Here is a 14,649-nt window from a genome sequence, read left to right as displayed (position 1 = left end):
TATGGCTTCTATGGCGCGCTAGATGCGCCCGCCGGGTGCGCCGGGTCAAGCCGCCAGAAAGTCTGCGATCGCCTGGCCAAACTCGGGCTTGGTTACCGCGCTCATATGGTTGCCGGGCAGCGCCAGATAGCGCCCATCGGGCAGCGCGGTGGCCAGCGCCTGCGCCGATCCATTGTCGCGATCATCGGTGCCGCAGGGCACCAGCACCGGCGGGGCGATCCGGGCCAGCTCGGCATCGCTGGTCGAAACGAAAGTGTCGAGCAGATGGACCAGCGCCGCTGCGTCGCCGCCCGATGTCTTCAGAAACGCCTGCACCGCCCATTCTGCCGTGCCGCGCTCAAAGCCCTGCCCGGTCAGCGCCCGGCGGAAGAAATCGATCCGCGTGGTCACGGCCGTCACGCCTTCATAGCCCATGCCCGAAACCACGGCGCGGCGCGGCGTGGCGCCCATCACCAGCATGCGCACACTGGTGCGGGCACCGAGCGAATAGCCGCCCAGATCATAGTCGCTCAAGCCGAGGTGCGCGATCAGCGCCAAGCCGTCATGCGCCAGCACGTCGAGCGGATAGGCGGCGGCATCGTGCGACTTGGCGCTTGCCCCGTGCGCGCGCAGATCGGGCATGATGACGCGAAAGCCCCGCGCGGCAATCGTCGCGGCATGGCCATATTTGATCCAGTTGGTCTCCGCATCCGAGATGAAGCCGTGGAGCAGCACCACCGGCCGCCCCTCCCCCAGCTCATGCCAGGCAAGCCGGGCGCCATCGGGCGCGGTGAAGTGATGCGTCGCAATTGTCATATCAGCAGAACCGGCCATCATCATCGCGTCACGCCGCCTTCTGCAGATGCCGCCGGCCGAGCAGTTCGGCGATCTGTACGGCGTTCAGCGCGGCGCCCTTGCGCAGATTGTCACTGACGCACCACAGCACCAGCCCGTTGTCGACGGTCGGGTCTTCGCGCACGCGGCTGATGAAGGTGGCATAATCGCCGACACATTCCACCGGCGTCACATAGCCGCCGTCCTCGCGCTTATCGACCAGCATCACGCCGGGCGCCTCGCGCAGGATCGACTGGGCCTGCTTGGCCGAAATCTCGTTCTCGAACTCGATGGTGATGGCTTCGCTATGCCCCACGAACACCGGCACGCGCACGCAGGTGGCCACCACCTTGATGCGGGGATCGAGGATCTTCTTGGTCTCCACCACCATCTTCCATTCTTCCTTGGTGAAGCCATCATCCAGGAAGCTGTCGATGTGCGGAATCACGTTGAACGCGATCTGCTTGGTGAATTTGTTCGGCTCGGCACTGTCGCCGACAAAGATGTTGCGGCTCTGCTCGAACAGTTCGTCCATCCCCGCCTTGCCCGCGCCCGACACCGATTGATAGGTCGAGACGACCACGCGCTTGATCTTGGCGAAATCATGCAGGGGCTTCAGCGCCACCACCATCTGCGCGGTCGAGCAATTGGGGTTGGCGATGATGTTCCTGGCGGTATAGCCGTCAATCGCCTGCGGGTTCACCTCGGGCACGATCAGCGGCACGTCCGGGTCCATGCGATAGAGCGAGGCATTGTCGATCACCGTGCAGCCGGCAGCGGCAAAGCGCGGGGCGTGCAGCTTGCTCCCCTCGCTGCCGATGGCGAACAGTGCGATGTCCCAGCCGGCGGGATCGAAATGCTCGATGTTGCGCACTTTCAGCTTGCGCCCGGTTTCGCCGAAGTCGATCTCGTCGCCCTGGCTGCGCGCCGAGGCGAGCACGGCAATGTCCGCGATGGGGAATTCGCGCTCGGCCAGGATGTTGAGCATCTCGCGGCCGACATTGCCGGTCGCGCCGGCGACGACGATCCGATATCCGTCCATGGTCTTTGCCTTTGCGTTTCTCTGCCCGGCTGACATAGGCGCTGGTGCGCACCTGTCGAGTCAGCCGGCGCGGTTTAATTTGCCGGCGGCATGTGCCGGTCGAGGAAATTGAGGATCGTCGTCCAAAGATGCTCGCTGACGCCGGGGCCGCCCACGCGGTGCGTCTGCCCGGGATAGAACATCATCTCGAACGGGCGCGCGCCATGCTGCATTGCGGCTGCAACCGCCGTTGAATGGTCGAGCACGACATTGTCATCCGACATGCCGTGGATCAGCAGCAGCGGGTCGGCGATCTTTGCGGCATCGTCTATCGCATTGGACCGCTGATAGCTTGCCGGGTCGGTGCGCGGGTCGCCCAGATAGCGCTCGGTATAATGGGTGTCGTAAAGCTGCCATTTGGAAACGGGCGCGCCCGAAATGCCCGCCGCGAACACGCCGGGTGCCGCGCCCAGCAGTTTCAGCGTCATATAGCCGCCATAGGACCAGCCATAGGTCGCAATCCGTTTGGGATCGACAAAGGGCTGCTGCTTCAGGAAGGCGGCGCCGGCAAGCTGATCGGCCACCTCCACGCTGCCCATCGCGTGATAAATCTGGTCCTCGAACGCCTTGCCGCGATTATAGGAGCCGCGATTGTCGATCTGGAAATAGATATAGCCGCGCGAGACCAGATACTGGGCCAGCGCCCCGTTCCAGCCGCGCGTCACCTGCTGCCCGGTGCCGGGGCCGCCATAATGCTGGAAGAAGACCGGGTAACGCTTACCGGGTTCCAGCTTGGGGGTGATCATCTCCCAGTAGAGCGTGGAGCCATCGGCGGCCTTGATCGTGCCGAATTCGCGCGGGCGGTGCTGCGCGAGATAGGGGTGATAGGGGTGCCCGGGCTTCACCGCATTTTCGTTGATCCAGGCGATGCGCTTGCCGCTGCTGTCGGCCAGATAGACCTGGGTTGGCTGGTTCGGGTTCGACCGCGCGATGATGGCGCGGGTGCCGGCGCCGTCCATTGCCGCGTTGTTCCACCAGCCGGCCTCGGTCAGCCGTTCCGGCGCGCCGCCCTTCATATAATCGAGCGCATAGAGATGCTGCTCGAGCACGCCGTCCCGGTTGCCGGCGAAATAGAGTTTGCCGCGCGACTCATCCACCCCGGCGAGCGCCTGCACCACCCAATCGCCGCTGGTCAGCGCTGTCCAGCTACCCTTGTGGAAGCGATAGAGGTGGCCATAGCCGCTCCGTTCCGACCGCCAGATCAGCGATCCGTCCTTCAGCGGGCGATAGGCGTCGCTCAGGTTGATCCAGCTGCGCGCGCCGGCACGCTCGGTGAACAGGATGCGCGCGGCGCCGGTTGCCGGGTCGACCGCGAGCATGTCGAGCGTCTTCTGGTCGCGGCTCTGGCGCTGCACGAGCAACGTCTTGCCGTCGGGCGTCCAGTCGACGCGGGCGAGATAGACGTCGGTATCGGTGCCCAGATCCACCTTCACGCGGCCGCTGCCGTCAGGATTGATGACGTAAAGTTCCACCACCGCATTGGCGGTGCCGGCGGCCGGATAGCGCTGGTCGAAGGTGCGCGTTCCTTCCGCGCCGATCGCGGTGCGGGTGACGATGCCCACGGGTGCCTCGTCGAACCGGGCGACGGCGATGCGCTTGTCATCGGGCGACCACCAATAGCCGGTGCGCCGGTCAATCTCTTCCTGCGCGACGAATTCCGCCTCGCCCCAATGGACGGTGCCGCCCCCGCCCTGCGTCGCGGCCCAGGCGGCGGCGCCTTTCAACGGCTGCACGAACAGATTCTGGTCGCGCACGAAGCTGACATAGCCACCCTTGGGGCTGATCGCAGGGTTCAGCTCGCCGGCGCTGGTTTCGGTCAGCCGCGTAACCTTGCCATCCAGCGTCGCCAGGAACAGGTCGCCATCCAGCGGCACCAGGATCGCTTTGCCATCCGGCGCCCAGTCATAGGCCACGATGCCGCGCGACCCGCCAATGCGCGCCCGCTCGCGCTGCATCTTCTCAGCTTCGGAAAGCTCGGCGCCCGAGCCGATTGCCTTGGAATCGACCAGCATCCATTCACGCCCGGTCTTGGTGTCGAGCGCCCACAGGTCGAAGCGCTCCTTCTCATCGGCGCGCGGGCGCAGCGACGTTAGCAGCGCGCCATCGGGCGACAGTTTCAGCGCGCGCGGCTGCGGCCCGGCCAGATCGGGGCTGGCAAAGACGCGCTTCAGCGTCAGCGGTTCGGCCGCGGCCGGGCTCTGCGGTGCCTCAGCCATGGCGGTGCCCGCCATCATCAGCGCCATAGCGCCCGCAGCCCCCAAAAGCCCCCGCATCGTCCATCTCCCGTGCTCTCATCGGCACGGCTTATTGCGGGTGGCGCGCGGCGCGTAAAGGCCTGACCGGGGCGCTTCGGCAATCCACGAAAAAAGGCGGCGCGGGGGCCGTGAAAGCACCCCGCGCCGCCTGATCGGTCAGCTGAGCGAAAGGGCTTATTCGCCCTTGGTGTCGCGGCGCTCGGCGATGCGGGCCGACTTGCCGCGGCGACCGCGCAGATAATAGAGCTTGGCGCGGCGCACCACACCCTTGCGCACCACTTCGATCGACTCGATGTTGGGCGAATAGAGCGGGAAAACGCGCTCGACGCCTTCGCCGAACGAAATCTTGCGGACGGTGAAGTTGCTGCCCATGCCCTTGTTCGAGCGGGCAATGCATACGCCTTCGTAATTCTGCACGCGGGTGCGCTCGCCTTCGACCACCTTCACGCCCACTTTCAGCGTGTCGCCGGGGCGGAATTCGGGAATCTTCTTGGCGCTGGTCAGCTTGGCAATCTGCTCGGCTTCGAGCTGCTGAATGATGTTCATGGCTTACTCGTCCTCTTGTCGCCGCGCACCAGAGGGCGGCTGGACCCGAGCGCCCTCATGGCGCTCCCACAGGTCCGGCCGCCTTAGCCGTGTATCCTCGACAGCTCTGGCATGGCGCCAGGCCGCGATTTTCGCATGATCCCCCGATCGCAGCACTTCAGGGATCGTGCGCCCTTCCCAGGTAACGGGCCGGGTGTAATGCGGATATTCGAGCAGCCCCGTCTCGAAGCTCTCGTCATCCCCGCTTGAAGGCGCGCCCATTACGCCCGGCAACAGCCGAATGCAAGCGTCTAGCAGCAACAGCGCCGCCATTTCCCCGCCGGACAGGATATAGTCGCCGATCGACAGCGGTTCGATCTGCGGCCGTGCCTCGAACAGGCGCTCGTCAAACCCCTCGAACCGGCCGCACAGGATAGTGACGCCGGGTCCCTCCGCCAGCGCCCGCACCCGCGCCTGGGTGAGCGGCCTGCCACGCGGCGTCATCGCCACGATCGGTCGGGCATCGGCAACGCTGTCCAGCGCGGCGGCAACGATATCGGCGCGCAGCACCATGCCCGCGCCGCCGCCTGCCGGCGTATCATCAACGGTGCGGTGCTTGTCGGTGGCGAAATCGCGGATGTTGACCGTATCGAGCGCCCAGCGCCCTTCCCCCAGCGCCCGCCCGGCCAGCGATGTACCGAGCGGCCCGGGAAACATCTCCGGATAGAGGGTGAGGATGGTCGCGGCGAAGGTCATCGACTGTGCCAGTAACCCTCAGCCCAGATAGGCCCGGCTGATCACCAGCCGCGCCTCATCCCATTCGGGCACGGCGTCGGGCCGCATCGGCACCATGAAGCGGCGGCCATCGGCCTGTTCGATCTCGATCACGTCGCCCGCGCCGAAATTCTCGACCGCCACGACATGGCCAAGCGCCTCGCCCGCGTCGTTTTCCGCAGCCAGGCCGATCAGGTCGACATGATAATATTCGCCGGGTGCCAAAGCGGGCAGCTCGGCACGGGGCACGGTGAGCGCGGTGCCGCGCAGCGCCTCCGCGGCGTTGCGGTCTGCGATTTCGGCAAAGCGGGCGATGATGCCGTTGCTGCCGGCGCGCAGCTTCATCAGCGTCAGCGCGCCGGCGTTGAAGCTGGCATAGCGCGCCAGATCGTCGGCAAAGCTTTTCAACCGCACCTCGCCCGTCACGCCGTGCGCGCCGATGACGACGGCCAGCGTGACGGGCTGATCGGGCCGCATATCAGGCGTCGGCGGCCGGTGCTTCTTCGGCGGGCGCTTCTGCAGCCGGTGCCTCTTCAGCAGGCGCTTCTTCCACCGGCGCGCTCGCGGCGGCGGCAGCGGCTTCCTCAGCGGCCTTCAGCTTCTCGGCGCGCTCCTCGGCGCGTTCCTTGGCCTTGTCGCCGGGTTCGGCCTTCTTCGGATTGTTGCGGGCCGCACGCTCACGGATGCCGGCGGCGTCGAGGAAGCGCGCGACACGGTCGGTCGGCTGCGCACCCATCTTCAGCCAGTGCGCGGCGCGGTCATTGTCCAGCTTCACGCGCTCCGGGCTGTCCTTGGCGAGCAGCGGGTTATAGGTGCCGATCTTCTCGATGAAGCGGCCATCGCGCGGTGCGCGCGCATCGGCGACGACGACCCGGTAATAAGGGCGCTTCTTCGAACCGCCGCGCGACAAACGAATGCTCAGTGCCATATTCTGTCCTTCTTTCCTTAAACAACCGGGCAAAAAGCCCTATTTCTTCTTGGTCTTCACGAAATTCTGAAAGCCCGGCGGCAATTTGGGCATGCCGGGGAGCGGACCGCCGGGGCCCATGCCGGCGCCGATCTTGCCCATCATATCGCCAAGCTCGGGGCCGCCCATCGCCTCGCCCATGCCGGCCATGCCGCCGCCGCCCTGGCCCAGCATCGCCATCATCCCGCGCAGGCCACCCATCTTCTTCAGCCGCTTCATCGCGGTTGCCATTTCCTGGTGCATCTTCAGCAACCGGTTGACGTCCTGCACGGTGGTGCCGCTGCCCTTGGCGACGCGGATCTTGCGCTTGGCGTTGAGCAGTTCGGGCTTGCTGCGCTCCTTGGGCGTCATCGAGCCGATCATCGCTTCCATCCGCACCAGCAGCCGCTCGTCCAGCGCGCCGGCTGCCATCGCGGCCTGCGCCTTCTTCATCCCCGGGATCATGCCGGCCAGCGCGCCCAGCCCGCCCATCCGGCGCATCTGCTGCAACTGGCCCTTCAGGTCGTTCATGTCGAACTCGCCCTTGGCCAGCCGGCGGGCCATGCGTTCGGCATCTTCCTGCTGGATCGCCTCGGCCGCCTTTTCGACCAGGCTGACCACGTCGCCCATGCCCAGAATGCGCCCGGCGACGCGGCCGGGATGGAAGCTTTCCAGCGCGTCCATCTTTTCGCCGGTGCCGGCAAACTTGATCGGCTTGCCCGTCACCGCGCGCATCGACAGTGCCGCACCGCCGCGCGCGTCACCGTCCATCCGGGTGAGCACCACGCCGGTCAGTGGCACCTGCTCGCTGAAATTCTGGGCAACGTTGACCGCGTCCTGGCCGGTGAGCGCATCGACGACGAGCAGAATCTCGTGCGGATGGGCAATGCCGGCCACCGCCTTCATCTCGTCCATCAGCGCCTGGTCGACGTGCAGGCGCCCGGCGGTGTCGAGCAGCAGCACGTCATAGCCCTGCAGCTTGGCCGCCTGCATCGCGCGGCGGGCGATATCGACGGGCTGCTGCCCGGCAATGATCGGCAGCGTCGCCACCTCGACCTGCTGGCCCAGCGTTGCCAGCTGTTCCTGCGCGGCCGGGCGATTGACGTCGAGCGACGCCATCAGCACCTTCTTGCGATCGCGCGCGGCGAGCCGCTTGGCGATCTTGGCGGTGGTCGTCGTCTTGCCCGAACCCTGCAGGCCGACCATCATGATGACGGCCGGCGGCGCCACTTCGATCGCCAGTTCCGCCTCGCCGCCGCCCAGCATTTCGGTGAGCGCGTCATTGACGATCTTGACGACCTGTTGCCCCGGCGTGACCGAGCGCAGCACCTGCTGGCCAACGGCCTGTTCGGTAACCTTGTCGACAAAGTCGCGCGCGACCGGCAGCGCCACATCGGCTTCGAGCAACGCGATGCGGACCTCGCGCATCGCGGCGCGCACGTCTGCCTCGGTCAGCGCGCCACGGCCGCGCAGCCTGTCGAATACCTGGCCAAGCCGATCGCTTAGGCTATCGAACATCAAAAGCTCCTGTTTGACCGATTCGTGTGAAACGCAAGAAACGCCGGCGGACGAAACCTCGTCGGCCAGCGTGTACGCCCTTGGGCGTTTCCTTCAAGCGCTCCTTTTGGAACGGTCGGCGGCGCGCATAGCGTAATGCTCAGCCTTTCGCAACCATCCGGCTTAACGCGACCTTGAGGGCGGCCGTGCGACAAGCGCGGCATGAAGAATCGTGCGCCCCGCTCTGCCCTGCCTGCGCTGCTCGGACCGGCTGACCCCCGGCGCGACCGGCTGGGGATCGCGACCATCGTCGCCGCCATTTTGCTGTTTGTCGCGATCGCCAGTTTGGTGCTCGCCCGCGTGATGGCCGGCACGATGGCGGGCGACCGGGTGATGCTGGTCGCGCTGCTGCTGAACGTTGCGCTGCTGCTGTTCAGCTGGCGCCGGCACAGCGCGATGCGGGCAGCGTTGGCCGATGAGGCAAGCGCCGCGCGGGCAGGACTGCTCGGCACGACCGACGCACTGACCGGCCTCGGCAACCGCCGCGCGCTGGCCGAAGAGGGTGCTGCGCTCCTTGCCCAGGCGCAGCGGCGCGGCAAGGTCGTGGCCCTGATGCTGCTCGACATTGACGGCCTGAAGCAGGTCAACGAACGCCATGGCGCCGGCTTTGGCGACCAGACACTGGCCGAAATCGGCCGGGCCGTGACGGAAGTGCTGCCGCTTGGGTGCGTGGTGGCGCGGATGAACAGCGACAGCTTCGCCGCAGCCCTGCTGTTCGATGCCGCCTATCCCGAAACCGTGGACCGGCTGGCGGAGCGGATGCTCGCGCGGTTCGGGCGCGGCTTTCAGGTGGCCGGCGTGCAGGTGCCGCTGGGGGTATCGATCGGCCTTGCGCGGTCTGACATCGAGAGCAGCGGTATCGAAGGATTGCTGCGTGTGGCGGGCCTGGCGCTATCGGCCGCGAAGGAAACGGGCAGCAATCGCTGCGCCTGGTTCGACGAGGGGATGGCGCGCGCACTAGAGGTGCGGACCAAGTTCGAAGCCGCGCTGCGCGACGCGGTGGCGAAGGGGGCAATCCTGCCCTGCTTCGCGCCCCGGGTCGACCTCGCAACGGGCCGGCTGGCGGGCTTCGAAGTGGTGCCCCGCTGGGAAGGTGCGCAGGGTGCCGTCGAGGCGGACGGGTTCATGCCGCTTGCCGAGGAAGTCGGGCTGATCGACCCGCTGTTCGAGGCGGTGGTGCGCCACGCGCTGGCGCAAGCGCGCGACTGGGATCCGTCGCTGCGGCTCGCGATCAGCCTCGCACCGGCACAGCTGCGCGATCCATGGGCGGCGCAGAAACTGCTCAAGCTGCTGAGCGAGAGCGGCTTTGCCCCTCAGCGGATCGACATTCAGCTGACCGAGGCCGGGCTGATGCACAACCTGACCCTGGCGCAGTCGCTGGCCACCAGCCTGAAGGCGCAGGGCGCGCGGCTGGTGCTGGACCGCTTCGGAACGGGCTATGCCGCGATCGGCCATCTGCGCGCGCTGGCGTTTGACGGCCTGAAGCTCGACCGCGGCTTCGCTGTTGATCTCGTCGCCGGCGGTGAAAGCCTGGCGGTGACGACGGCAATCGCCCGGCTGGCAGAGAGCCTGAACCTGCCCGCCAGTGCCGATGGCGTTGCCGATGCAGCCACCGCCGAACGGCTGCAGACGCTGGGCTATGCCTCGGCGCAGGGGGCGCATTTCGGTGGTCTGCTATCCGCCGCCGGCGCGCGGCGCATGCTGGCGGAGCAGCGGCTGATCGTCGCCGCCGCCTGATCCGGTGGACTTGGCCGCTGGCTGCGCCTAGGACGCGCGCCATGCCTGCCCCGCATGTCATCACCCTGGGTTGCCGCCTGAACGCCGCAGAAAGCGAGAGCATCCGCACGCTGGCGGCCGGGCGCGACCGGGTGGTGGTGAACAGCTGCGCGGTCACCCAAAGCGCGGTGGCCGAAACTCGCGCCGCGATCCGCCGCGCCCGTCGCGACCATCCGGCCGCCGAACTGGTGGTGACCGGGTGCGCCGCGCAGATCGATCCGCACGGCTTTGCCGCCATGGCGGAGGTCGACCGGGTGATCGGCAACGACGCCAAGCTCGATCCGCAGGCTTGGCAGGGCGCGGCCCCGGTGGTGGTGGGCGACATCATGCGCGTGGCCGAAACCGCGCCGCATCTGGCGCCCAGCTTCACCCGCCATGTCCGCGCCTTTGTGGAAGTGCAGAATGGCTGCGACCATCGCTGCACCTTCTGCATCATTCCCTATGGCCGGGGGAACAGCCGCTCGGCCCCGGTGGCGCAGGTGGTGGAGCGGGTGGCGGCGCTGGTGGCGGCCGGCCACCGCGAAGTCGTGCTGACCGGGGTTGACCTGACCAGCTATGGCCCGCCCTCCCTCGCCGCGCTGGTACAGGCCATTCTGCTGGGCGTTCCCGCGCTCGACCGGATGCGGCTGTCATCGCTCGATTCGATCGAGATCGACGATGCGCTGTTCGAGCTGTTGACGGGCGAACCGCGCCTGATGCCGCATCTGCACCTGTCGCTTCAGGCTGGCGACGACATGATCCTGAAGCGGATGAAGCGCCGCCATGCCCGCGCCGACGCGGTGCGCATGGTTGACCGGCTGAAGGCCCGGCGCGACATAGCCATTGGTGCGGACCTGATTGCCGGCTTCCCGACCGAGACTGAGGCGATGTTCCAGAATAGCCTGAAACTGATCGACGATTGCGACATCGTCCACGCGCACATCTTCCCCTATTCCCCCCGCAGCGGAACGCCCGCCGCGCGCATGCCGCAAGTCGCGCCCGAGGTCCGACGCGCGCGGGCGGCCCAGCTGCGCGCGCGGGGTGCCGAGCGCCGCGCCGGCTGGCTCAGCACGCTGATCGGCACCGAGCAGCCGGTGCTGATCGAACGACCGGGCACGCGCGGCCATGCCGCCAATTTCGCCGAAGTCACCTGTGCCGCCGCGCCCGTTGGCGCGGTTGCCATGCTGCGTATCACGGGCAGCGACGGCCAGCGCCTGGTCGGCACGGCCATGGAGCGGCAGGCGGCATGAGCTGGCACGACAAGCTGCTGGGCGGGCTGCGCCGCACGTCGGACCGGCTGGTCGGCAACCTTGCCGGCCTTGGCACCGCGCGGCTGGACGACGGCACGCTCGACGAGATCGAGGAAGCGCTGATCGCGTCCGACCTGGGCGTGGCGACCGCTGCGCGCATCCGCGACCGGCTGTCCGCCCAGAATTTCGAGCGCGGGCTGGAAGATTTGGGCATCCGCCTGATCGTGGCGGAGGAGATTGAGCGCACGCTCGCCCCGGTCGCCAGGGGCATTGACGCAACCGCCGCCACCCGGCCCCATGTCGTGCTGGTGATCGGCGTTAACGGATCGGGCAAGACGACGACGATTGCCAAGCTCGCCAAATGGTTCGTCGATGCGCGCTACAAGGTGATGCTGGCCGCCGGCGACACCTTCCGCGCCGCTGCCATCGGCCAGCTGGCCACCTGGGCGGAGCGGATCGGCGTGCCCATCGTGCGCGGCGCCGAAGGGGGTGACGCAGCCGGTATCGTGTTCGAAGCGGTGAAGCAGGCCGCCGCCGATGGCACCGATGTGCTGATCGTCGATACCGCCGGCCGGCTGCAGAACAAGCGCGAGCTGATGGACGAGCTGGCCAAGATCAAGCGCGTGCTCGGCCGGCTTGACCCCAGCGCGCCGCATGACGTGGTGCTGGTGCTCGATGCGACCACCGGGCAGAATGCGCTATCGCAGATCGAGGTGTTCCGCGATGTGGCCGGCGTGACCGGCTTGATCATGACCAAGCTGGACGGCACCGCGCGCGGTGGCGTGCTGGTGGCGGCGGCGGAACAGTTCGGCCTGCCCATCCATGCGATTGGCGTCGGTGAAGGCATTGACGATCTGCGCCCGTTCGACTCGCTCGAAGTCGCGCGCATCATCGCCGGTGTCGACCGCCCTGCCCGTTGACGCGCCCGCCGCCCCCGCGCCAAGGACCGTGAATGACCGCTGACCGACCTGCCAGAAACCCGTTCCTCCCGCTCGCGATCGATTATGGGCCGCTGCTGGTGTTCTTCGTCGCCTATTACGCGGTGCCGGGCCTGGCGCTGGTGAGGATGATGGTGGCGACCGGCGCCTTCATGGTGGCGATGATGGCCGCGCTGATCGCGTCGTTCGCGCTGTTCAAGCGGGTGTCGCCGATGCTGGCGCTGACGGCGGTGCTGGTGATCGTGTTTGGCGGGCTGACGCTCTATTTCCGCGACGCGCGCTTCATCCAGATGAAGCCGACGATCATCTATGGCATTCTCTCCGCGCTGCTCGGCTTCGGCCTCGTCACTGGTCGCCCGTTGCTGCAGATGGTGCTGGGTCAGGCCTATCCGGGGTTGAGCGCGCTTGGCTGGCGCAAGCTGACCATCAACTGGATGCTGTTCTTCGCGGTGATGGCAGTGCTGAACGAGGTGGTGCGCCTCAATTTCTCGGCCGACGTCTGGGTCAATTACAAGACCTGGGGCGTCATCCCCCTCACCCTCGTCTTCGCGCTGGCCAATGTGCCGATGCTGACGCGGCACGGGCTTGATCTGGAGGGGAAGCCCCCCGCGCCCTGAGGATGCCGGCGAGCCCCGCTGCAACGGGGCTCGCCGTGATGGGGTTCAGCCCTGGTCGGCGCGGGCGATGCCGTTGCCGTCCAGATTCTGCGCGGCAAATTCCCAGTTCAGGATCTTGCCGGTCACCGCTTCCAGATAGCCGGGCCGCGCGTTGCGATAATCGATGTAATAGGCATGTTCCCACACATCGATGGTCAGCAGCGGCTTCATGCCGTCATACACCACCGGCGTGTCGGCATCGTGGAGCGACGTGACCTTCAGCTTGCCGCCGTCGAGCACCAGCCAGCCCCAGCCGCTGGCGAAATGGTTGGCGGACTCGGCGATCAGCGCCTTAACCAGCTCGTCGGTCGAGCCGAAATCGGCGGCGATCATCTCGGCCAGCTTGCCACTGGGTGCCTGATGGTTCGGGGTCAGCGAGTGCCAGAAGAAAGTATGGTTCCAGATCTGCGCGGAGTTGTTGAACAGGCCCTTGTCGCCGCGCTCTTTCGCCGCCTTGATCACGTCGGTCAGCTTGGCGCCTTCCAGCCCTTTTTCCGCGAGCATGCCATTGGTCTTGTCGACATAGGCCTTGTGGTGCTTGCCATGGTGGAAGTCGAAGGTTTCCGCCGACATCACGGGGGCCAGCGCGTCCTTGGCATAGGGCAGCGGCGGGAGTTCGAAAGCCATCACTCTTTCTCCTGATCTGGAATTTTCGGTGTTTCCCAATCCCTAGGCGGGGCACCCGAGTCGTGCAAGCTCAGCCGCCGGGGAGCAGGTCGTGCCGACGCAGCGCATGGCGCAGCTGGTCATAGCTCAGCCCCAGCGCCTCTGCCGTCGCGCGCTGGTTGAAGCGGTGGGTGGCCAGCGCCTTCGCCAGCACCTGCCGCTCGAAGCGCGCGACCTGCGACTTGAAATCCATGGGGTGCCCGTCTTCGTCATCAGCCGCAGGTGGCACCGGCGCGGGCGCGGCAGTCTGCGCGGTCTCGGTGCTGGCGCCATGTGCTGCCTGCGGGCGATAGGGTGAGGCAAAGGGATCGAACTGGATCGCGTCGATCGGCCCTTCCTCCTCCCAGCGATAGACGGCGCGCTCGACCACGTTGCGCAGCTCGCGCACATTGCCGGGCCAGCGATAGTCGATCATCGCATCGGTTGCCGCCACCGAGAAACCCGGCCAGTCGTTCCAGCCCAGTTCGGCGGCCATGCGCCGGCCGAAATGCTCGGCCAGCACCATCACGTCGCCGGCGCGTTCCCTGAGCGGCGGCAGAGTGACCACCTCGAAGCTCAGCCGGTCGAGCAGGTCGGCACGAAAGCTGTTGCGCTCCACCCGGTCGGGCAGATGCTCGTTGGTTGCGGCGACGATGCGCACATCCACCCGCACCGGGCGCGACGAACCGATGCGTGTCACCTCGCCATATTCCACCGCGCGCAGCAGCCGCTCCTGTGCGGCCATCGACAAGGTGCCAAGCTCGTCCAGAAACAGGGTGCCGCCATGGGCCTCCTCGAACCGGCCCTGGCGCGCCTTGGTCGCGCCGGTGAAGGCGCCCGCTTCATGCCCGAACAGCTCGGCCTCGATCAGCGTTTCGGGAAGGGCCGCGCAGTTCATCACGATCAGCGGCTGGTCCCAGCGCGGGCTCAGGCGATGGAGGCGCTCGGCGACCAGCTCCTTGCCGGTGCCGCGCTCGCCGATCACCAGCACCGGCCGGTCGAGCGCGGCGGCGCGGCTGGCGCGTTCCAGCACGTCCAGAAAGACGCCCGACTGGCCGATGACATGCGCTTGTCGTTCCATGGCCAACACTTGGCGTAAATTGCCAAGGCTTGGCAAGTGGTAACCCACTCATCGGCGAACGAGAATCTGACAACGCATTGAAAACAAGTGCATTTCAAAACTGGCACGCATTCTGCAAAGCATGTGGCATCTGCCGCAACGGCAGCCCCGATCAGCAAGTTCAAGGAGTAGCAACATGACCCACTATCACTCGACCAACACCGCACGCAGCCTGACTGCAGCGGTCCTGTCGCTCGTCGCCGGTGTCGTGTTCGTGCTGGGTGCGGTTGCGCCCGCCGAAGTCCGCCTGAACCCCACCACCAGCTTCGTCGCCTGAAGCCCCCTGCAGGCGACGACCCTGCCGGGGCGGCATTTCTGCCCCCAACCTAGTGGC

Annotated in this window: 15 protein-coding genes; 5 read left to right on the top strand and 10 right to left on the bottom strand. The window is 66.9% G+C overall.

The window, feature by feature from the left end:
• Positions 1-45: 45 nt before the first annotated feature.
• The 8 genes from K2Y03_RS05845 to ffh form a co-directional block, all read right to left on the bottom strand.
• The gene (locus K2Y03_RS05845; RefSeq protein WP_294089048.1) at positions 46-813 is read right to left on the bottom strand and encodes an alpha/beta fold hydrolase; all 768 of its coding nucleotides are present in this window, start codon (positions 811-813) and stop codon (positions 46-48) included.
• 10 nt (positions 814-823) lie between these two features.
• Positions 824-1,855 carry an aspartate-semialdehyde dehydrogenase gene (locus K2Y03_RS05840; RefSeq protein ID WP_294089045.1) on the bottom strand — a complete coding sequence of 344 codons (1,032 nt, stop codon included), beginning with the start codon at positions 1,853-1,855 and terminating at the stop codon, positions 824-826.
• Between the two features lie 74 nt (positions 1,856-1,929).
• Complete coding sequence (locus tag K2Y03_RS05835; protein ID WP_294089207.1) at positions 1,930-4,128, bottom strand: DPP IV N-terminal domain-containing protein; 2,199 nt, start codon at positions 4,126-4,128, stop codon at positions 1,930-1,932.
• A gap of 195 nt (positions 4,129-4,323) precedes the next feature.
• A complete protein-coding gene (rplS, locus tag K2Y03_RS05830) occupies positions 4,324-4,695 on the bottom strand; it encodes a 50S ribosomal protein L19 (RefSeq protein ID WP_294089043.1) in 372 nt (123 codons plus the stop codon).
• Positions 4,696-4,698: 3 nt separating this feature from the next.
• Entirely contained in the window at positions 4,699-5,430 is a 732-nt protein-coding gene (gene trmD, locus K2Y03_RS05825) for a tRNA (guanosine(37)-N1)-methyltransferase TrmD (protein ID WP_294089041.1), read from the bottom strand.
• Positions 5,431-5,448: 18 nt separating this feature from the next.
• A complete protein-coding gene (rimM, locus tag K2Y03_RS05820; RefSeq protein ID WP_294089040.1) occupies positions 5,449-5,925 on the bottom strand; it encodes a ribosome maturation factor RimM in 477 nt (158 codons plus the stop codon).
• Between the two features lies 1 nt (position 5,926).
• Positions 5,927-6,376: a 30S ribosomal protein S16 gene (gene rpsP / locus K2Y03_RS05815; protein WP_294089038.1), complete on the bottom strand. Its 450-nt coding sequence runs from the start codon at positions 6,374-6,376 to the stop codon at positions 5,927-5,929.
• 39 nt (positions 6,377-6,415) lie between these two features.
• Positions 6,416-7,912 carry a signal recognition particle protein gene (ffh, locus tag K2Y03_RS05810; protein WP_294089035.1) on the bottom strand — a complete coding sequence of 499 codons (1,497 nt, stop codon included), beginning with the start codon at positions 7,910-7,912 and terminating at the stop codon, positions 6,416-6,418.
• 201 nt (positions 7,913-8,113) lie between these two features.
• On the opposite strand from ffh, the gene K2Y03_RS05805 reads away from it, so the two are divergent.
• From K2Y03_RS05805 to K2Y03_RS05790, 4 genes are read left to right on the top strand one after another with little or no spacing between them, the layout of a single operon-like run.
• Positions 8,114-9,688 carry an EAL domain-containing protein gene (locus tag K2Y03_RS05805; protein WP_294089033.1) on the top strand — a complete coding sequence of 525 codons (1,575 nt, stop codon included), beginning with the start codon at positions 8,114-8,116 and terminating at the stop codon, positions 9,686-9,688.
• 41 nt (positions 9,689-9,729) lie between these two features.
• Positions 9,730-10,956, top strand: coding sequence for a tRNA (N(6)-L-threonylcarbamoyladenosine(37)-C(2))-methylthiotransferase MtaB (mtaB, locus tag K2Y03_RS05800; RefSeq protein WP_294089031.1), 1,227 nt, complete (start codon positions 9,730-9,732; stop codon positions 10,954-10,956).
• Positions 10,953-11,876 (top strand): signal recognition particle-docking protein FtsY, encoded by a 924-nt coding sequence (gene ftsY / locus K2Y03_RS05795; protein WP_294089029.1) that lies wholly within the window; start codon positions 10,953-10,955, stop codon positions 11,874-11,876. Before mtaB ends, ftsY begins: the two co-directional genes overlap by 4 nt.
• A 32-nt stretch (positions 11,877-11,908) precedes the next feature.
• Entirely contained in the window at positions 11,909-12,511 is a 603-nt protein-coding gene (locus K2Y03_RS05790) for a septation protein A (protein WP_294089027.1), read from the top strand.
• Positions 12,512-12,556: 45 nt separating this feature from the next.
• Here the strand turns inward: K2Y03_RS05790 and K2Y03_RS05785 are convergent, their stop codons facing one another.
• The gene (locus tag K2Y03_RS05785) at positions 12,557-13,177 is read right to left on the bottom strand and encodes a superoxide dismutase (RefSeq protein WP_294089025.1); all 621 of its coding nucleotides are present in this window, start codon (positions 13,175-13,177) and stop codon (positions 12,557-12,559) included.
• Between the two features lie 70 nt (positions 13,178-13,247).
• Entirely contained in the window at positions 13,248-14,276 is a 1,029-nt protein-coding gene (pspF, locus tag K2Y03_RS05780) for a phage shock protein operon transcriptional activator (RefSeq protein WP_294089024.1), read from the bottom strand.
• A gap of 175 nt (positions 14,277-14,451) precedes the next feature.
• On the opposite strand from pspF, the gene K2Y03_RS05775 reads away from it, so the two are divergent.
• Positions 14,452-14,592 carry a hypothetical protein gene (locus K2Y03_RS05775; protein ID WP_294089023.1) on the top strand — a complete coding sequence of 47 codons (141 nt, stop codon included), beginning with the start codon at positions 14,452-14,454 and terminating at the stop codon, positions 14,590-14,592.
• Positions 14,593-14,649: the final 57 nt, after the last annotated feature.

Source organism: Sphingomonas sp. (assembly GCF_019746015.1).
Taxonomy (GTDB): domain Bacteria; phylum Pseudomonadota; class Alphaproteobacteria; order Sphingomonadales; family Sphingomonadaceae; genus Sphingomonas.
Note: the sequence above shows the minus strand (reverse complement) of the source record. Positions and strands in the feature narration are given on the sequence as shown.